The 18,553-nt window shown below is 60.1% G+C and carries 13 protein-coding genes, 1 tRNA gene and 1 other RNA gene; 1 reads left to right on the forward strand and 14 read right to left on the reverse strand.

Features of this window, described 5'->3' with window-relative positions; translation table 11 throughout:
- Positions 1 to 4: 4 nt before the first annotated feature.
- The 11 genes from dppB to ACJ8HB_RS14805 all read right to left on the reverse strand — a co-directional run bounded on the left by dppB (position 5) and on the right by ACJ8HB_RS14805 (position 12,542).
- A complete protein-coding gene (gene dppB / locus ACJ8HB_RS14755) occupies positions 5 to 1,024 on the reverse strand; it encodes a dipeptide ABC transporter permease DppB (RefSeq protein WP_033636611.1) in 1,020 nt (339 codons plus the stop codon).
- A gap of 170 nt (positions 1,025 to 1,194) precedes the next feature.
- Positions 1,195 to 2,802 (reverse strand): dipeptide ABC transporter periplasmic-binding protein DppA, encoded by a 1,608-nt coding sequence (gene dppA, locus ACJ8HB_RS14760; RefSeq protein ID WP_019452584.1) that lies wholly within the window; start codon positions 2,800 to 2,802, stop codon positions 1,195 to 1,197.
- 601 nt (positions 2,803 to 3,403) lie between these two features.
- Positions 3,404 to 5,095 (reverse strand): glycosyl hydrolase family 18 protein, encoded by a 1,692-nt coding sequence (locus ACJ8HB_RS14765; RefSeq protein WP_033636610.1) that lies wholly within the window; start codon positions 5,093 to 5,095, stop codon positions 3,404 to 3,406.
- Positions 5,096 to 5,522: 427 nt separating this feature from the next.
- A non-coding RNA gene (locus tag ACJ8HB_RS14770) (RtT sRNA) lies at positions 5,523 to 5,651 on the reverse strand.
- Positions 5,652 to 5,687: 36 nt separating this feature from the next.
- A tRNA-Pro gene (locus ACJ8HB_RS14775) sits at positions 5,688 to 5,764 on the reverse strand.
- A gap of 120 nt (positions 5,765 to 5,884) precedes the next feature.
- The gene (locus tag ACJ8HB_RS14780) at positions 5,885 to 7,216 is read right to left on the reverse strand and encodes an MFS transporter (RefSeq protein ID WP_033650009.1); all 1,332 of its coding nucleotides are present in this window, start codon (positions 7,214 to 7,216) and stop codon (positions 5,885 to 5,887) included.
- A gap of 95 nt (positions 7,217 to 7,311) precedes the next feature.
- Positions 7,312 to 8,856, reverse strand: a complete 1,545-nt coding sequence (uhpB, locus tag ACJ8HB_RS14785; protein ID WP_047569866.1) for a signal transduction histidine-protein kinase/phosphatase UhpB — start codon at positions 8,854 to 8,856, stop codon at positions 7,312 to 7,314.
- Positions 8,853 to 9,443, reverse strand: a complete 591-nt coding sequence (gene uhpA / locus ACJ8HB_RS14790; protein ID WP_033636607.1) for a transcriptional regulator UhpA — start codon at positions 9,441 to 9,443, stop codon at positions 8,853 to 8,855. The genes uhpB and uhpA overlap by 4 nt, the downstream gene beginning before the upstream one ends.
- A gap of 127 nt (positions 9,444 to 9,570) precedes the next feature.
- The gene (gene eptB / locus ACJ8HB_RS14795) at positions 9,571 to 11,265 is read right to left on the reverse strand and encodes a kdo(2)-lipid A phosphoethanolamine 7''-transferase (RefSeq protein WP_033650007.1); all 1,695 of its coding nucleotides are present in this window, start codon (positions 11,263 to 11,265) and stop codon (positions 9,571 to 9,573) included.
- A 226-nt stretch (positions 11,266 to 11,491) separates the two neighbouring features.
- Positions 11,492 to 11,917 (reverse strand): organic hydroperoxide resistance protein, encoded by a 426-nt coding sequence (locus ACJ8HB_RS14800; RefSeq protein ID WP_016929533.1) that lies wholly within the window; start codon positions 11,915 to 11,917, stop codon positions 11,492 to 11,494.
- Between the two features lie 160 nt (positions 11,918 to 12,077).
- Positions 12,078 to 12,542, reverse strand: coding sequence for a MarR family winged helix-turn-helix transcriptional regulator (locus ACJ8HB_RS14805; RefSeq protein WP_033636605.1), 465 nt, complete (start codon positions 12,540 to 12,542; stop codon positions 12,078 to 12,080).
- Between the two features lie 97 nt (positions 12,543 to 12,639).
- Here ACJ8HB_RS14805 and ACJ8HB_RS14810 point away from each other — a divergent pair, with 97 nt between their 5' ends.
- Positions 12,640 to 13,239, forward strand: a complete 600-nt coding sequence (locus ACJ8HB_RS14810; RefSeq protein ID WP_033636604.1) for an HD domain-containing protein — start codon at positions 12,640 to 12,642, stop codon at positions 13,237 to 13,239.
- On the opposite strand, the gene ACJ8HB_RS14815 is transcribed toward ACJ8HB_RS14810, so the two are convergent.
- The 3 genes from ACJ8HB_RS14815 to bglF all read right to left on the reverse strand — a co-directional run bounded on the left by ACJ8HB_RS14815 (position 13,240) and on the right by bglF (position 18,042).
- The gene (locus tag ACJ8HB_RS14815; RefSeq protein WP_370739134.1) at positions 13,240 to 14,610 is read right to left on the reverse strand and encodes a carbohydrate porin; all 1,371 of its coding nucleotides are present in this window, start codon (positions 14,608 to 14,610) and stop codon (positions 13,240 to 13,242) included. It lies immediately after the preceding gene.
- 151 nt (positions 14,611 to 14,761) lie between these two features.
- Complete coding sequence (locus ACJ8HB_RS14820) at positions 14,762 to 16,165, reverse strand: glycoside hydrolase family 1 protein (RefSeq protein ID WP_041037251.1); 1,404 nt, start codon at positions 16,163 to 16,165, stop codon at positions 14,762 to 14,764.
- A gap of 14 nt (positions 16,166 to 16,179) precedes the next feature.
- Positions 16,180 to 18,042, reverse strand: coding sequence for a PTS beta-glucoside transporter subunit IIABC (gene bglF / locus ACJ8HB_RS14825; protein WP_060424169.1), 1,863 nt, complete (start codon positions 18,040 to 18,042; stop codon positions 16,180 to 16,182).
- Between the last annotated feature and the right edge of the window lie 511 nt (positions 18,043 to 18,553).

Raw genomic sequence — 18,553 nt, forward strand, 5'->3', positions numbered from 1 at the left:
CCCCTTATTTCTTGTGGCGAATACGCGGGTTGACCACGCCGTAGAGCACGTCTACCAGCAGGTTAACCAGAATGATCATACAGGCGACCAGCAACACCCCGCCCTGCACCACCGGGTAGTCGCGGCGCTGCAGCGCGTCGATCAGCCAGCGGCCCAGCCCCGGCCAGGAGAAGATGGTTTCGGTCAGAATGGCGCCGGCCAGCATGGTGCCGACCTGCAGCCCGATCACCGTCACCACCGGCAGCAGCGCGTTGCGCAGCGCGTGAACGACGATCACCCGCATGCGGCTCACGCCCTTGGCGCGCGCGGTGCGGATGTAGTCTTCGCCCAACACCTCCAGCATCGAAGAACGGGTCATGCGCACGATCACCGCCAGCGGGATGGTGCCCAGCACGATGGCCGGCAGGATCATATGCATCACCGCGTCGACGAAGTCGCCCGGCTCGCCCCAGATCAGGGTGTCTATCAGCATGAAGCCGGTCAGCGGCTGGCTATCGTCGAGGAAGACCGTGTCGCTGATGCGCCCCGACACCGGCGTCAGGTTAAGCTGCACCGACACCAGCATGATCAGCATCATGCCCCACCAGAAAATCGGCATCGAATAGCCGGTCAGCGAGATGCCCACCGCGGTATGGTCGAAGACCGAGCCGCGTTTGACCGCCGCCAGCACCCCGACCGGGATGCCTACCAGCACCGCGAAGATCATCGCGCAAATGCCCAGTTCCAGCGTGGCCTGAAAGCGCGGAACGAACTCGCTCCAGACGGAGATGCGGCTTTTGAGGGAGGTGCCCAGATCGCCTTGCAGCACGTTGGACACGTAGGAGAAATATTGTTGATAGAGCGGCTTGTCCAGCCCCATTTCCGCCATCAGCTGCGCGTGGCGCTCGGCGGAGATACCGCGTTCCCCGGCCATGATGGTCACCGGGTCGCCGGGGATCATATGGACGAATGCAAAAGTCAGCAATGTAATGCCGATAAACGTTGGGATAACTAACCCCAAACGTCGGAGTATGAACTGCAACATATCCCGAACTCTCTGTATCAATGCCCGGCAGCTCATCGTCCGCCAGGCTTATTAACGCTCACATGCCTTTGAACGATTCGACGGCCATACGCCGGAGACTGGTCAGCAGGGGCGCAAACCTGTTGCGCCCCTGCAAGTCCATTCGTGCGTCTCCGGTAAAGCGGTCGAAATCAGTCTACAGAGACATTCTCGAAGTGATGCTTACCGAGCGGATCCACGACGTAGCCTTTCACTTCCTTACGCACAGGCTCGTACACGGTGGAGTGTGCGACAATCAGCGCCGGAGCCTGATCGTGCATCACCACCTGCGCCTGCTTGTACAGTTCGATGCGCTTGTCGTGGTTGGATTCGGCGCGCGCCGGTTGAATCAGATCTTCAAACGGCTTGTAGCACCAGCGGGAGTAGTTGGAGCCGTCTTTCGCCGCCGCGCAGCTGAACAGCGTGGCGAAGAAGTTGTCCGGATCCCCGTTGTCGCCGGTCCAGCCCATCATCACCGTCTGGTGCTCGCCCGCTTTGGCGCGCTTGAGGTATTCACCCCACTCATAGGTCACGATTTTGGCTTTCACGCCGATCTTGGCCCAGTCGGCCTGGATCATTTCCGCCATGCGGCGTGCGTTCGGGTTGTAAGGACGCTGTACCGGCATCGCCCACAGGTCGATGCTGAAACCGTCGGCCATGCCCGCTTCTTTCAGCAGCTCTTTCGCCTTGGCCGGATCGTAAGCGTAATCCTGCACCGCGTCGTTATAGCCCCACATGGTCGGCGGGATCAGGTTCTTGGCCGCCTGGCCCGCGCCCTGATAAACCGCATCGATGATCGCCTGCTTGTTGACCGCCATGGTCAACGCCTGACGCACCTTCAGGTTATCCAGCGGTTTTTTCTCGACGTTGAACGACAGGTAGCCCACGTTCAGGCCCGGCTGCTCCATCAGGTTGATGGACTTGTCTTGCTTCATGCGGGCGATATCGGCCGGGTTCGGGTACGGCATCACCTGACATTCGTTTTTCTGCAGTTTGGCGTAGCGCACGGAGGCGTCAGGCGTGATGGAGAACACCAGGCGATCGATCTTCGGCTTGGTGCCCCAGAAACCGTCGAATGCCTTGTACAGGATCTTGGAGTCTTTCTGGTATTGCAGCAGCTGGAACGGGCCGGTGCCGATCGGGTTCAGGTCGACCTTCTCCGGCGTGCCGGCTTTCATCATCACGTCGGCGTATTCGGCGGACAGGATGGACGCGAAGTCCATGCCCAGGTCAGCCAGGAACGGCGCTTCCGGGCGGTTCAGCACGAAGCGCACGGTGTTGTCGTCCACTTTTTCAATCTTGGCGATCAGCTTAGGCATGTCCATGCCTTCAAAGTATTCGTAGCTGCCGCCTGACACTTTGTGATAGGCGTTGTTCGCATCCAACTGGCGTTCAAAGGAGAACACCACGTCGTCGGCGTTGAAATCGCGCGTCGGTTTGAAGTCTTTGCTGCTCTGCCACTTCACGCCTTTGCGCAGGTGGAAGGTATAGGTTTTGCCGTCTTCGCTGACGTCCCACTTCTCAGCCAGGCCCGGCTGCAGTTCGGTGGTGCCGATTTTGAATTCGACCAGGCGGTTGTAGATCGGTACCGAGCTGGCGTCGTAGGTGGTGCCGGAGGTAAACAGCTGCGGGTTGAACCCTTCCGGGGAACCTTCAGAACAGTAAACCAACGTCTTGGCCTGTACGCTGGCCGCCACGGTCAGCGCGATCAGCCCAATGCCGAATTTCAGAACCCCCGATTTACCCAAGGAACGTGTCATCGTTAGTGCTCCATTGTGTGATGTGATGTGTGTCATTGCCGCCAGACCTGTATTTTTTATTGCGTGGCCTGTGCGATCGGTGCCCGAAGGCAGAAGGTGTACGAGGAGAGAATGCCGGATGGAACGCATCGCGGCGGGGACGTCTGAGCGCGTGGAATTCACTCAAACAACTCTCGCTCTTACCCCTGAGGCTATCAAGTTGCCAACTGTTTGGGGTGTCGTCAATATAACCAGTGGGGATTTACGCAGACTGTGAGAAACAGCAAACAAACATAAAAAAAACCTTTTGTTAACACTTCCAGCATGAAAATTTATGCTAAGCGGACATTTTCAGCGCATTGGTCTGACCCTCACAAACTTACTGGTTTTTAACTCCGTTAAAAAACGCCAAAACTTTGTTGCTGAATGATGAATATCTGAACGGTTATTTTTGTGATCGCCGTTAAAGACAGGAGGAAATGCTGAAGGATTACCCAAAAGGGTGAGTCCGATGAGCGCGGTTTGCGCCGGGCAGGACCACAATCTGTGCGGCGTAAAAAAACTTTCGGCGGCGAAAAAGCCGGGGGCGAAAGGATATCCCCCGGCAACGCACTGCAACCGATTATTGAACGCCGGCGCTGTTGCCCAGGCTGGCGTTCATGCTGTTAAGAATATCGCCGTTGTCCGCGTCGATCTCCCAGGAGAACAGGCCGCCCAACTGCTTATCCAACACGTACTTGCCCTTGGCCTGCACCGAGCGGGCATCGTCGAAGGTGATCAGATCGCCGGTGGAAGGTTTGAACACGTAAGGCGCTTCCGCCGTGGCGTCGTAGGTGTACTGCCAATCGCCGCTCATGAACTGGCTGGCGATTTGGCGGTAGTCCACGATGCCGTTCTCCCAGGTGCCTTTAACCGGCCCGGTGGCGGTGCCGGTGAACGGAATGTTGTTCTGGTAGCCGTTCACCCCGGTCCAGCCGCGGCCATACATGGCGGTGCCGACCACGATCTTGCCCGGCTTGACGCCCTGCGTCAGCAGCGCATTGACGCCGTTCACCGTGGTGTAGGCGGTGTCCGGTTTCCAGGCCGGCGCATTCAGCGCGGTCTGATGCCCCAGGTTTTTCAGATCGAAGGCGCCGTAGAAGTCGTAGCTCATCAGGAAGATGTGATCCATCGAGTTCTGCGCGACGTTGTAAGCCACCTTGTCGATCTTGTCCTTGCCGGCGCTGATGGCGGAGGTCAGCTCATACTTGCGGCCGGTTTCCGCCGACAGCTGATCCAGCATCGCCCGCAACTCCTTCATCAACAGCACATAGGTTTCCCCGTCTTGCGGGCTGCCCAGGTTCGGGTTGGCGCCATTGCCGCCCGGGAACTCCCAGTCGATATCCACGCCATCGAAGAACTTCCAGGTCTGCAGGAACTCTTTCACCGAACCGACGAAGCGATCGCGCTTCACCTTGTCGCCCATAAAGAAGAACGGGTCGGACAGCGTCCAGCCGCCGATCGACGGCAGGATTTTCAGGTCAGGATGCGCCTGCTTCAGCGCCATCAGCTGGCCGAAGTTGCCCTTGTAGGGGTCATCCCAGGCGGTCACGCCCTTCTGCGCTTTTTGCAACGCGGCGAACGGATCGTGGATCGAGACTTTGAAGTCCTCGCGGCCCTGGCAGGAGCGCTGCAACGCCTGGAAGCTGCCTTCGATCTCTTTCAGGCTGTCGTTGATGCCGTTGCCGCCGCAGATCGGGATAAAGCCGTACAGCAGATGGGTCAGGTTCTGCGCCGGGATCTTATCGACGGTGAAATTGCGCCCGTAAACGCCCCACTCGACGAAATAAGAGCCGACCACTTTGCCGGAATTCTGTTTATAGGGTTTATTCTTTTCCAGCAGCGGCTCTTTCAACGGCGCCAAATGGCTGCCGTCGGTGTCGGCCACCACAATTTCGGTGGCGTCGCTGGCGGTGCAGCCGTCGGCATTGCACAACGCCACCTGCATTTGATAACGGCCGCCTTTATTCACTTTAAAATTCGCCGTACCGGAAGCGCCGGTTGAAGGGCCGCTCCACGCCTCTTTGCCATTTAATAAAATTTTTGCCGTCGTGCCGGTGTCGCCATTCCATAAATTCCAGGAGACCGAAACGTCGGCGGCATTTTTTACCTTCACCAGATTATTATATGCGGTGGCCGCCTGATCGACTTCGACGATGGCGAACTTGGTGTTGCCCCAGGCGATGGTCGGCTTGCCCGGCGCGGCGGCCTGCGCCGCGGAACACAGCGTGCTGCCGATCACCAGCGCCAACAGCGGTTTATTAAATTTGCGCATAACTGATTCCTTTATTCCGAGAGGATAAACATAAAAGAGTTAATCGTCGCCACGTATTGCCGGAGCGAAATGATTCCGCAATAATCCACGAAGATTAACGTTAATAAATAATCACGGTATTTCCCACGCGGCGGGAATAACACATCCCGCGTTGTCCATTCAGACTATAGGTAAAAAAAACGTGAAAACAAGAGCGCTATCAACCGGGTTTTATTCGGCAAGCATGAATTTATTTAAATATGGAAATAAGAACCTAAAGGGAATAAGGAGTGTGAATTAATTAAGCGTAAAGGATAAATATATTTCACGAGGACGGTAGATTGAGGCACGCCATAAAGCCAAACCGGCCATATCGGCGGAGGTATACTCATCCTCATAAACGACAGGCGAAAAAAAACCTGCTTTAAAAAGCAGGTTTTTCGAATGGTGGTCGGCGAGAGAGGATTACGCGCATCGTTGATGCGCGCCCTGCGGGCCGTTGCTGAAGCAACGTTGTCTCGCTTCGCGAGGCTCGAACCTCCTGCGGAGGTGCTCATCCTCATAAACGACGGGCGAAAAAAAACCTGCTTTAAAAAGCAGGTTTTTCGAATGGTGGTCGGCGAGAGAGGATTCGAACCTCCGACCCACTGGTCCCAAACCAGTTGCGCTACCAAGCTGCGCTACTCGCCGATGCGGGGCGCATCTTACTGCTGGCGGTTATAGGCGTCAATCACTTTTTTGCCCCTGCATTTCAAGTGGTGATAAAAGCGCCATAATGCGCTGCGCCGGGGGCTGCGCAGCGTATTTTGCTCAGGCTTTGGCCGGTTTCAGCGCCGGCGTCTGCGCGCGCAGGAACGGCAGCAGGAACAGCGCCGACAGGCAGGCGGCGATGGAAATCACCACGAAGAAGCCGTTCCACTGCCAGATCTCCATCACCCGCGCGATCGGGTAGCCGGACAGCGCCGCGCCCAGGTAGGCGAACAGGCCGACAAAACCGGTCGCCGCGCCCGCCGCATCCTTGTGCGAGCACTCCGCCGCCGCCATGCCGATCAGCATCTGCGGGCCGAAGATGAAGAAACCGATGGCGAAGAAGCAGCAGGCCTGCAGCAGGTAGGTCACGCCCGGCATCAGCCACAGCGCCGCCACCGACAGGAAGATACCGATGGCGAAGATCAGGTTCATCGGGCCGCGGTTGCCGCGGAACAGTTTGTCGGAACCCCAACCGGCCACCAGCGAACCGATAAAGCCGCCCACTTCAAACAGCGAGATGGCCGAGTTGGCGGTCATCAGCGAATAGCCCTTTTCCTGCGTCAGGTAGAGGTTGCCCCAATCGTTGATCGCGGTGCGCACGATGTACACCAGCACGTAAGAGACCGCCAGCAGCCAGATGTACTTGTTGGTCAGCACGTAGCGTTTGATGATCTCCCGGTTGCTCAGCCCCTGGCCTTCCGATTCCTGCACCAGCTCCATGGCGTCGTTGCGCCATTTGCCGACGCTCGGCAGCCCCAGGGTGGATGGCTTGTCGCGCAGGCGCCAGCACATCAGCAGGCCAAGCACCACGCCGATGATACCGGGAATGATCATGCCGTAACGCCAGCTGAAGTGCAGCGAGATAAAGCCCACCAGCAGCGGGATCAGCGCCCCACCGACGTTGTGCGAGGTGTTCCAGATCGCCCACCAGCCACCGCGCTCGGAGCGCGAATACCAGCTGGTGAGGATTTTGGAGCACGGCGGCCAGCCCCAGCCCTGGAAGAAGGCGTTGAGGATCCACAGCGTGCCCAGCATCAGCAGCGACGAACTGAGACCGAAGAAGATATTCAGCACCCCGGTCATGATCAGGCCCAGCCCCATAAAGTAACGCGGGTTGGAGCGATCGCTGATCATGCCGGAGATGAATTTCGAGCAGCCGTAGGTGATGTAGAACAGCGTGCCGAGGATGCCGACGTCGGACATCGTCAGGCCCAGATCGCTCAGCATCGCCGGCATGATGAAGTTGAAACTTTTGCGCGTGAAGTAAAACGCGGCGTAGCCGATGTACATGGTGCACATCAGCTGGATGCGCCAGTATTTGTAGCTGGCGTCGATCTGCCGTTGATCGGTGACCTGCGGCGCGTCCGGGCGGCTTTTAAGGAAAGACCACATGTGGAACCTCAGAGGATTGAATAAAGTGCCGCTATGATGCTCCTCGCGCGCACGGGAGGCTTACGCCGGATTCCCGACGCGGTTAGGAGTTTTTCCTAGTTTTGCGTTTGCGCCGGCGAAACTGTGGGCAAGATCACACTCAAACAGGCGCCCCCCTCAGCGGTGAACCGCAGGCTGCCGCCGAGGGCGCTGATGCGCTCCTGCATGCCGCGCAGGCCATAGCCCGGCTGATGGTTTTCCGCATCGAAGCCCACCCCGTTGTCGCGGATGGTCAGGGCGATCTGCGGCGCGGCGCCTTTGCGCGGCTGCAGGCGCGCATCCAGCTCCAGGCGGCTGGCGCCGGCGTGGCGGCACACATTGGTCACCCCTTCCTGGCACACCCGGTACAGCGTGATTTTCAGCGTTTCATCCAGCAGCTCGTCCGGCACCTGCCACTGCAGGCTGCTCACCAGCGACGCGTCCTGCGGCAGCGACTCCCGCAGCATCGCCGCCACCGCCGCCGACAGCGGCAGGTTATTCAGCGCCGCCGGCCACAGCTGGGTCAACACATCATGCACCCCGTCGTAGACCCGCAGCGCCAACGCATCGATGGCGTCGGCGCAGCCGACCACCGCCGGCTCCGGCGCCAGGCGTTTGACGATGCTGGCCTGGGTGCGAATCACGGTGATGGTCTGCCCCACTTCATCGTGCAGCTCGCGCGCCACCTCGCGCCGGGTTTGCTCCTCCGCCGTCACCAGCGCCCGCGCCAACTGGCGGTTCTCCGCCAGCCGCAGCCTCAGCTGCTGATTCAGCTCGCGCTGGCGCTGAATGCCGACGCCCAGCAGCAGCCCGGTCAGGCTTTGGGCCAGCAGCGACAGCAGCAGATCGCGGTGCGACTCCGGCTGCGGCGGCTCGTTGACCATCAGCGCCACGCCGTTGAGCAGCGTCGCCAACAGCGCGCCCTGCCAGCCGTAGCGGTAAGACATGAACACGATAGGAATGGCCAGGCAGAAAGGCGCAAAGCGCCGCAGCTCGGCGGCGTTCACCTGCTGCTGCAGCCAGATGCTGAACGCAAACAGCAGCAGGTAGCTGGCCAGATGGCCCAGACGCAGCTCCACCGGCTTGTGGATCAGCCCCGGCTCCAGCGGCACCCAGATTTGGCGCGCCAGATAGTGCCACAACAGCAGGCAGGTCGGTGCGATGGTAAAACCGCCGGTCAGGCCGAGCAGCAGCGCGCGGGCGCCTTCACCGCTCACCAGCTGCCACACCAGCGCCTGCAGCAAGGCGGCGGCGCCCACCACCGCGCCCTGCAACAGTGGCCAGCGCCATTCGCTGTCGCTCTGCTGATGGCGCAACAGCCACGGCGAGGCCAGCAGGCTGAGCAACACCGTCAACACCAGCACCGCCACCGACGCCCACAGCGCCGGGCCGTAGCCGAACTGGTCCGCCAGCAGCGCCATCAGCAGCAGGTCTGCCAGCAGGATCCCCGGCCAGAAACGGTACGGGCTCTGCAGCAAAATGCCCATGCGCAGGCCGAACGGGAACAGCAGCAGCGCCTGCCAGGGCGGGTCGATCAGCGCGGTGCCGATGCCCCACAGGCAAAACGCGCTGGCGGCGTAGATGAAAAACAGCGCCAGCTGGGTGATCAGGCGCTGCGTCACAGGTTCAGCATCCGTCTGGCCAGCTCGACGTTGTTGTTGATGCCCAGCTTGGCGAACAAATTGGCGCGATGCACATGCACCGTCTTCGGCGACAGCCCCAAGGCGGCGGCGATCTCGCGCACCTCCTGGCCCTGCGCCAGCAACAGCGCGATCTCGCGCTCGCGGCGGGTCAACGGATCGACCCTCACCCGCGCCAGCTGCTGCGCGATTTCCGGCATCAGGTAAACGCCGCCGCCGGCGACGGTGCGCACCGCGGTGATCAAATCTTCCGGCTTGCAGCGCTTGGAGAGAAAGCCGCCGGCGCCGCGATCCAGCGCCATTTCCACCAGCGCCGGGTTATCGTGCATCGACAGCATCACCACGCGGATGCCGGAGGGAATGTCCGCCAACAGATCCAGCCCGCTGCCGTCCGGCATCGAAATGTCGCAGATGCAAACGTCCACCTCCAGCCCCGGCAGGCCGGCGCGCGCCTGCGCCGCACCGCTGAATTCGCCCACCACCTGAATATCGGCTTCCAGCGACAGCAGCTGCACGAAGCCCGAACGCACAATGTCATGATCGTCGATAAACGCCACGCGCAGGGTCATGGAAATCTCCGGTTAACAGGGGGAAGTGCGCAAGTATACCGTATGCACACACCGGAATAATTGATGAAGAGAATGTATTGGGTGAAATTGCCGGGTGCGCAAGGCAGGCACCCGGCGGGAGGGGTTACTACAGGCTAGCAGGCGCCGTTTTATCCTGCGGCAGATGGCACCAGTTGTTTTTATCCACGATGCCGCCATCGGGAGACGTGTAGCCGAGGCAGCCGAGAATGGTGTCAAACAGCTCGACGTGGCGATGCGTTTTGCCGATGCGCTGCTGCGCCTGCAGCTGCTCAAAGGCGCTGAGGTGCTGCGGGTTCTCAAGGAATTTGTCCGACGCCCATACGATCATCGGCACGCGGAACTGCTCCGGCGGCGCCATCTCGCGCGGCGTACCGTGCAGGTGCGTGTTTTCACCGATCGATTCGCCGTGATCGGCGGCATAGAACACGATGGCCTTCTTGTCGCGCACCTGGTCTATCACATTGGCGATAAAGCTGTCGGTATACAGCACCGTATTGTCGAAGGCGTTGATCAGCTGCGCCTTGGTGCAGGAATCGTCCACCCCCATGCACTCCGGCTGATAGCGCGCATAGCTGCGCGGATAACGCTGCGAGTACAGGTAGTGCGAGCCTTTGGTATGCAGGATCACCAGGTGTTTGCCCTTCGGATAGCGCGCCAGCGACTCCTTCATTTCGTCCACCAACAGCATATCGTCGACCGCCTTGCCGTCGTTGCGCTTCTCGGACGCGATCATCTCGCGGAACGAATAGTTGTTCACCTCGGTGTTGTTGTAGAACCACACCTCGCTCTGCATGGCGAACAGCTCGGAAGAGAAGCCCAGATCCTTCAGTACCGCGAACACGTTCTGCTCTTTCAGCGTGCGCTGCGGATTGTCTTCGGTGCCGCCTTCGCGCACGAACATACAGCGCAGCGACAGCTTGGTGGAGGTGTCGCACGACTCGCCGCGAAACGCCACCAGATTCTTCTCTTTAGACAGCCGCGGCGTGGTATCGCGCTCATAGCCCAGCATGCCCATGTGGTCCCAGCGCGTGGTCTCGCCGATGATGAACACCACGTAGGTGTCGTCGATATCCGCCGGCGGTACGTAGGTGAAGTGTTTGCCCGGATCGAACATCGTGCTCTGATCCTGGCTTTCGTCATAGCGGGTATAGGCAAACAACCCCAGCGCCGACAGCCAGTTGGACGGCAGATACGAGTGCGCCACCACGCCGCCGTAGCTCGGCAGATCGACGTTGGAGAGCTTCTCTTGCACGCTCTGCTCGTCGTCCAGCATGCGCAGCGGCAGCCAGACCAGCGCCACCACCGCCAGCAAGACCAGCAGCGGCTTGATGCGATGACCGGGGGTTTTCAGCTGTTCTATCAGGGTGTAACGCAGGCTGTTTTTCCAGATCAGCAGCAGCGGCAAGGCGCTGAGCGCCACCATCCACAGCACGAAGTGCAGGCCGACCACCTCTTTCGACAGATCGATGTCGGTGGTCATCACCGACACCACGATGCCGTAGCCGATCACCACGTTGAAAAACGTCATGTAGTAGCTGGCGGCAACCGAAATCAACACCAGCAGCGAAGCGACGATGCGATAAAACAGCCGGCCGCCGAGCGATACCAGTCGCATGATGAAGAACGTGAACAGGACGATAGCGATGACTTCCGTCACCGCCGAAATCACCTTAATCCCCTGAATGCCGTGCGCCAGCGAATCAAAACGACGATAAAAAACGGACAGGTTGAGAAATATGCCGATATAGATCGCTAACAATAACGATAAATTCTGCTGTGATAGCGATTTAACTTTGTTCATGTAACGCGGTGGCTCCGGGGACGGTGTAGCGGTTCTGGATCAGTCAGACACTTATTAGGGCTTCTGGTTCAGCCAACCGGCAATAAGCGTTATTTTGCGGGTAATAATCAAGAGAATTCTCACAAAACGGGCAATTTTTACGCTTTTTGCAAACGGCTTTCAAGCGGGGCAGATAAGAAAATGGAGGGTCAAACCCTCCATTTTTTTCGCGATAAGGATAAAAATCTTACTTAACGTTCAGAGTCACATCGATATTTCCGCGGGTGGCGTTGGAGTATGGGCACACCACGTGCGCCTTTTTCACCAAATCTTCCGCCACGCTGCGCTCGACACCCGGCAGCGAGATATCCAGCTGCACTTCGATGCCGAAACCGTTCGGGATTTCACCGATGCCGACGGTGCCGTCGATCTTCGCTTCGGCCGGGATTTTAACCTTTTCTTTCGCCGCGACAAACTTCAACGCGCCGAGGAAGCAGGCCGAGTAACCGGCGGCGAACAGCTGCTCGGGGTTGGTGACTTCGCCGCCGGCGCCGCCCATCTCTTTCGGCACGCCCAGTTTCACGTCCAACACGCCGTCGGAGGAGGTCGCACGGCCGTCGCGGCCGCCGGTTGCGGTGGCGTGAGCGCGGTAAACCACTTTCTCAATAGACATCGTTCATTCCTTCTTGCTGGTTGGCGAGATGACTACGGCTTCCACGAGGTAAAGCCGGTCACATATTTATCTTTTGCGATTAAATCGCGCACTACTTATTTTTGACGCTTATTAACCAGTGTAGACCACCCCTGCCGTTCTTGCGTCCGGCGGCGGCGGGTCAAATCTGATCGATCAGGCTTCCGCGCAGCTTTTCCAGCTGCTGTTTGAGCGAGACGATCTCGTCCAGGCTGCAGTCGGTGGCGCACATCACCGCCTCGGGCACCGATTGCGCCCGCTCGCGCAGCGCGCGGCCGGCTTCGGTGAGTGCAATGATCACCTGCCGCTCGTCGGCGGTGGCGCGATAACGCACCAGCAAACCGGCGGTTTCCAACCGCTTCAGCAGCGGCGTCAGCGTGGCGGAATCGAGGAACAGCCGCTCGCCGATATCCGATACCGTCACCCGATCGCGCTCCCACAGCACCATCATCACCAGGTATTGCGGGTAGGTGAGTTCGAGCTGACTCAACAGCTTGCGGTAGACTTTGTGCAGCGCCAGGTTGGCGGAGTACAGCGCGAAACAGAGCTGCTGATCGAGCTGCAGCAGATTCTTCGCGTGGGGTTGTTCGGTATCGGTGCTTTTCATGTGTCTGAATATAGATAGCGCACGATGTAATCGCAAGCTATTTCTTGTGAGGTATGCTACCTTTTTTTTATGCAGAGGATGCTCGGAGGGAAAGGAAATGACAAACACGCTTGTAGAACGCGCGCGCCGCTACGCCACCAAGGCGCATGCGGCCATCGATCAGCGCCGCAAATACACCGACGATCCGTACATCGTCCACCCACAGGCGGTGATGGAACTGGTGCGCAGCGTGCCGCACACCGAAGAGATGCTGGCGGCCGCCTGGCTGCATGACACGGTGGAAGACACGCCCACCACCCTCGGCGATATCGAAAGCCACTTCGGGCCGAAGGTGGCGGAGCTGGTGCGGATGCTTACCAACGTCAGCCGCGCCGAGGACGGCAACCGCTTCGAGCGCAAAAACCGCGATCGGCGCCACAGCGCCGGCGCATCGCCGCAGGCCAAAACCATCAAGCTGGCGGATCTGATCGACAACACCCGCTCGCTGCTGGACTATGACAGCCACTTCGCTCAGACCTACCTGATCGAGAAACAGCGTCTGCTGGAGGTGCTGACCGAAGGCGACCCGACGCTGTGGCGCCAGGCCAGCCATATCGTTGAGCAAGGGCTGCTCCGCTTGCAGCAGCCGCCGCACAACGTGCCCGCCAGCTGGTTCGAACACGCCCGCCGGCGCTACCGCGAGAGCGATGCGGCCTGATCAGAAGGTCACCACCGTTTTCAACGCCGTCACCCAGGCGTCCTGCGTCTCGCTGACGCCCGCCGGGTGATGCCAGTACTGCAGGCCCGGCTGCAGCTGCAACCACGGCGTGACGTTCACGCGATAATAGAGCTCCGCCGTCACCGAGTGGCCCGGCACCGGCCGGTAGCTCGGATCGTGATAATCGCTGACGCCGTTGATTTGGTTGAGATAACGCTGATTATCTTTGTAGCGGTCGCTCAGCTTCACCACCGAGACGCCCAGCCCCAGCCAGTCGTCCGGCCGCGCATCGAACAGCCCGCGATAGCGAATGCCGGTCGAGGTAGACCAGTGCAGGTAGTTGCTGCGCTGATCCCCCAGCCCCAGGCTGTAAAACACGCTCAGACCGCGGTTGACGTCATCCGCATGGCGCGTCACCTGCTGGTTAAAACCGGTATACAGGAACCAGGTGCGATCGTGGCTGCGATAGCCCTGCGGATCGCTGGCGCCCGGCCCACCGGACACCCCTTCATAAAGATCGCTCTGGCGCGCGTTGGTGAACAGCACGCCTAGGTTATACACCCCCGGCAGCTGGTTGACGGCGTGGGTTTTCAGCTCCAGCTCCATCGGCAACAGGAAGCCTTTGCTGCCCTTGGTGGACCAGCTCCAGGCGTGGCTGCGGCTGGGGGCGCTCGGGTTCTGCTCCATCACGCCGCCCTTGAGCGTCAGGCCGTCGGTCAGCTTGTATTGCAGCGTGGTGCCCCAGTAATGCACGTTCCAGTTGTACCAGGTCAACGAGTTGGCAGACTTGCCGCCGCACAGCGTCAGCGTCTGAAAATCGCAGGGGATGATCTGATCGAAATCCTGCACCTTGTTCATCATGCCGATGCGCCACTGCAGCCGGCGATCGAGGAAGGACCGGCTGAAGGTCAGCCAGCCCAGGCGGGTAATCGACTGCCCGCCAAAGCTCTCCTGCGACAGATCGGTCAGGCCGACGCGCGGATCCTGCAAGCGATCGCGGGTCAGGTTGTTGTCATGGTTGCGGTTGACGATATTGCCTTCGATCGCCGCGTCCGGAATGCCGGTCAGCGCCTGCAAATCCTGGCTGAAGGTCAGCGAGAATTGGTCGATGTACGACGCCTGTTTATCGTGGTTATAACCGCCGCCGGCGTTATACGACAGCTGGCTGAGGTAGCCGAGGTTATAGTGGAAACCGTGATCCTCCAGGATCGGCCTGATCCCCAGCATATCCCCCAACAGCCCGGGCTGCGGCGGTTCAAAGCCGAGCGCCACCCCTTCCCACTTGGCGGTGGGGGCTTCGACGTCCTTACCGGTTTGCAGCGTTTCCGCCTGCGCCTGGCTACAGAGCAGCGCCAGCGCCGCCAGGGTCATGGAACGAGGTAATAAGCTTTTCATCATTATTATATTTCTCCGCATAACGGCTGACTGCGGGCAACAGCATTCCCTGGGAGAGAATTTCCCATCATGAACAGCAGCGAATAACGTTAGGTTAACGCCCGGCGCTTGCCGCCGGGCTTAGAGGTTAGCGTCGGTCTTTCAGGCTGGCGCCGTTGCTGTGGATCACATCGCGATACCAGAAGAAACTCTTCTTGCGGCGGCGCGCGAGGCTGCCGTTGCCGGCATCGTCCCTGTCGACGTGAATGAAGCCGTAGCGCTTCGACATTTCGGCCTTCGAGGCGCTGACCAGATCGATCGGCCCCCAGCTGGTGTAGCCCATCACCTCGACGCCGTCGTCGATCGCTTCCGCCACCTGCACCAGATGGTCATTGAGGTAGTTGATGCGGTAGTCGTCGTGGATGCTGCCGTCGGCTTCGACGCGGTCTTTGGCGCCCAGCCCGTTCTCGACGATGAACAGCGGTTTCTGATAGCGGTCGTACAGCACGTTGAGCAGGTAGCGCAGCCCGATCGGGTCGATTTGCCACCCCCACTCCGAGCTGGCCAGATGCGGGTTCGGCACCATATCGAGAATGTTGCCGCGCGCCGTCTCGTACTGCTCCGGATCGGCGGTGACGCAGCCGCTCATGTAGTAGCTGAACGAGATGAAGTCGATAGTTTCGCGAAGCGTTTGCCGATCTTCCTCGGTGATTGCCACCTGAATGCCGTTTTCACGGAAGAAGCGCTGCATATAGGCCGGGTAATAGCCGCGCGCCTGCACGTCGCCGAAGAACAGCCAGTCGCGGTTTTGCCGCTGGGTTTCCAGCAGATCTTCCGGCTTGCAGCTCAGCGGATACAGAATGCCGCCCAGCAGCATGTTGCCGATTTTGCCCTCCGGCACGATCTCGTGGCAGGCTTTCACCGCTTTGGCGCTGGCCACCAGCTGATGGTGGATCGCCTGATAGATGGCGCTCTTGTCGCTCTCCTGCGGCAGGCCGACGCCGGTGAAGGGCGCGTGCAGCGACATATTGATTTCGTTGAAGGTCAGCCAGTGTTTGACCTTGTGCTTGTAGCGTTCGAACACGGTGCGCGCATAGCGTTCGAAGAAATCGATGGTGCGCCGATCGCCCCAGCCGCCGTAGTGCTTCACCAGGCCGTAAGGCATCTCATAGTGCGACAGCGTGATCAGCGGCTGAATGCCGTACTTCGCCATCTCGTCGAACAGCCGATCGTAGAACGCCAGCCCGGCTTCGTTCGGCGTCTCTTCGTCGCCCTGCGGGAAAATGCGCGTCCAGGCGATCGAGGTGCGCAGGCACTTGAAGCCCATTTCGGCGAACAGCGCGATATCCTCCGGGTAACGATGATAGAAATCGATCGCCACGTCCTTGATGCCGCTGTCGCCCGCCGTGCGCGGCGTGATGGCGCCGAAGATGCCCTGCGGCTGCAGATCGGAGGTCGACAGCCCCTTGCCGTCGGCCTGATACGCGCCTTCTACCTGGTTCGCCGCTACCGCGCCGCCCCACAGAAAATGTTGCGGAAACTTGCCGTTCATCGCTTGCTCCTCAATTAACGTAATAAAGTCAGCAGCGGCGCCTGTTCCTGCACCGGAGACAGGCCGCTGGTCAACACGTCCACGTAGTCATCGCTGTTGCTGATGATGATCGGCGTGGTGGTGTCATAGCCGGCGGCATGGATCGCCGCCTGGTCGAACTCGATCAGCAGATCGCCCGGGGCGACCCGCTCGCCTTCCCGCACGTGGGCGGTGAAATGCGCCCCGTCCAGCTTCACGGTATCAATGCCGACGTGGATGAGAATCTCCGCGCCGTCGTCCGATTCGATGCCGATGGCGTGTTTGGTTTTGAACAGCGACGCCACGCTGCCGCTCACCGGCGCCACCACGCGCCCCTGCTGCGGCGCGATCGCCACCCCTTTCCCCAGCAGGCCGCTGGCGAAGGTCGCGTCGTTCACCTGATCCAGCGGCACGATGTCGCCGGCGATCGGGCTGAGGATGGCCTGTTTGCGGTTAAGCGGCGCGGCGGCTTCAGGCTGCGCCGTCTCTTCCGCCGGCGCGACGCCGAACAGGTAGCTGGCCAGCGCGGCGAACACGAACGACAGCAGGGTGCCGCCGATCGCGCCCCATACCGTGGCGTCGATGCCGCCGCCGGGGATGATCTGCGCGAAGGTGAAGACGCTCACCAGGCCGAACGAGTAGACCGAGGTCTGGAAGTAGCCGATCACCGCACCGCCCAGCGCGCCGCCGATGCAGCCGAAGATGAACGGGCGTTTGTTCGGCAGCGTGACGCCGTACACCGCCGGCTCGGTGATGCCGAAAATCCCGGCGCCGATGGCAGAAGCGGACAGCGCCCGCAGTTTGGCGTCGCGGGTGCGCAGCATCACGCCCAGCGTGGCGCCGACCTGCCCCATCACCGCCGGCAACAGCAGCGGCACCATGGTGTCGCGCCCCAACACGCTCAGGTTATTGATCATCAACGGCACCAGTCCCCAATGCAGGCCGAAGATCACGCACACCTGCCACATCGCCCCCATAAAGGCGCCGGCAACGATCGGGTTAAAGGCGTAAATGCTCTGATAGCCGTTGGCCAGCAGGTGGCTGAGCCAGGTCGCCGCCGGGCCGATCAGCAGGAAGGTCAACGGCACGGTGATCGCCAGGCACAGCAGCGGCGTGATGAAATTGCGCAGCGCGCTGTGGATCACCCGGTTAAACAGCGGCTCCAGGCGGCAGGATACCCAGGCCGCGAAGATGATCGGGATCACCGACGAGCTGTAGTTGATGAAGGTCAGCGGAATGCCGAAGAAATACTCGCGCACCGCCCCCGGCTGCTGCGCCGCTTCGAACGCCGCCATCATCAGCGGATGCGTCAACGCGCCGCCGATCGCCATGGTGACGAAGGGGTTGCCGCCGAATTTTTTCCCGGCGGTGTAGCCGAGCATGATCGGGAAGAAGTAGAACAGCGAGTCACTGGCGGCGAACAGCATTTTGAAGGTACCGCCGCTCTCCAGCAGCCAGCCGCAGGCCAGGCTCAGCGCCAGGAAGCCTTTCAGGATCCCCGAAGCGGCCATCACCCCGAGCAACGGGGTGAAAATGCCGGACACCAGATCGATAAAGCGGCTGAGCAGGTTGTCTTTTTTGCCGCCCGCGTCGTCGCTCGGCGCGCTGTCGGTCAACCCGCCGACCCGGTTAACCGCGTCGAACACCTCCGCCACGTGGTTGCCCACCACCACCTGGAACTGGCCGCCGCTCTCCACCACCATGATGACGCCAGGATTTTTCTTCAGCGCTGCCGCGTTGGCGCGATTGTCATCGCGCAGCTTGAAACGCAGGCGGGTGGCGCAGTGCACCAGGCTTTTCACATTGTCGCGGCCACCGACGCCGGCCAAAATCTCACTGGCTAATGTGTCATATTTCATACGGTTATCCTTAGACTTCGCGTTCTGCCGCTCCCCCCCGCACTGGCCTGGCGCTGAGGCGGAATTCGGCGCAAAAAAAAACCTAAACCTCGCGGCCTCTGCCCCATCGGGGAACAGAAACGCGAGGTTTAGGTTTTGCCTGCCGTAGCAGTAACAACCCTAAATCGGTTGAGTTATGACGTTAACACCGCGGATTTTGCCGGCGCAAGGCTTTGCACCGGCAAATTGCCGAACTGTGATCGGGTGGGCAAAACCGTCCCGGGGTGGCAAATAAGGCCTGCCTCCCTCTATCGGCTTCAGCGCCACGGTGATATATCGCGCAGGCGATAGAATGGAAAGGGGTGGCGGAGTACCGCTCCGCTTAGCCCAAAAACATAAGATTAACTAACCTAATAATTCACTATCAAGCGAAAGCAAAGCGCTCGCTCATCCACTGCCAGTCCTCGTTTTTTCGTCACAACCCGCAATCCATAAGGTAAATAGATCGCCAAACCTGATTGCGCATCGCTAA

The organism is Serratia sp. CY27727 (assembly GCF_052169275.1).
Classification (GTDB): domain Bacteria; phylum Pseudomonadota; class Gammaproteobacteria; order Enterobacterales; family Enterobacteriaceae; genus Serratia; species Serratia sarumanii.

Coding starts and splice junctions, on each gene's coding strand:
- dppB (WP_033636611.1), bottom strand. CDS start 1,024: ATGTTGCAGTTCATACTCCGACGTTTGGGGTTAGTTATCCCAACGTTT.
- dppA (WP_019452584.1), bottom strand. CDS start 2,802: ATGACACGTTCCTTGGGTAAATCGGGGGTTCTGAAATTCGGCATTGGG.
- ACJ8HB_RS14765 (WP_033636610.1), bottom strand. CDS start 5,095: ATGCGCAAATTTAATAAACCGCTGTTGGCGCTGGTGATCGGCAGCACG.
- ACJ8HB_RS14780 (WP_033650009.1), bottom strand. CDS start 7,216: ATGTGGTCTTTCCTTAAAAGCCGCCCGGACGCGCCGCAGGTCACCGAT.
- uhpA (WP_033636607.1), bottom strand. CDS start 9,443: ATGACCCTGCGCGTGGCGTTTATCGACGATCATGACATTGTGCGTTCG.
- eptB (WP_033650007.1), bottom strand. CDS start 11,265: ATGAACAAAGTTAAATCGCTATCACAGCAGAATTTATCGTTATTGTTA.
- ACJ8HB_RS14800 (WP_016929533.1), bottom strand. CDS start 11,917: ATGTCTATTGAGAAAGTGGTTTACCGCGCTCACGCCACCGCAACCGGC.
- ACJ8HB_RS14805 (WP_033636605.1), bottom strand. CDS start 12,542: ATGAAAAGCACCGATACCGAACAACCCCACGCGAAGAATCTGCTGCAG.
- ACJ8HB_RS14810 (WP_033636604.1), top strand. CDS start 12,640: ATGACAAACACGCTTGTAGAACGCGCGCGCCGCTACGCCACCAAGGCG.
- ACJ8HB_RS14815 (WP_370739134.1), bottom strand. CDS start 14,610: ATGACCCTGGCGGCGCTGGCGCTGCTCTGTAGCCAGGCGCAGGCGGAA.
- ACJ8HB_RS14820 (WP_041037251.1), bottom strand. CDS start 16,165: ATGAACGGCAAGTTTCCGCAACATTTTCTGTGGGGCGGCGCGGTAGCG.
- bglF (WP_060424169.1), bottom strand. CDS start 18,042: ATGAAATATGACACATTAGCCAGTGAGATTTTGGCCGGCGTCGGTGGC.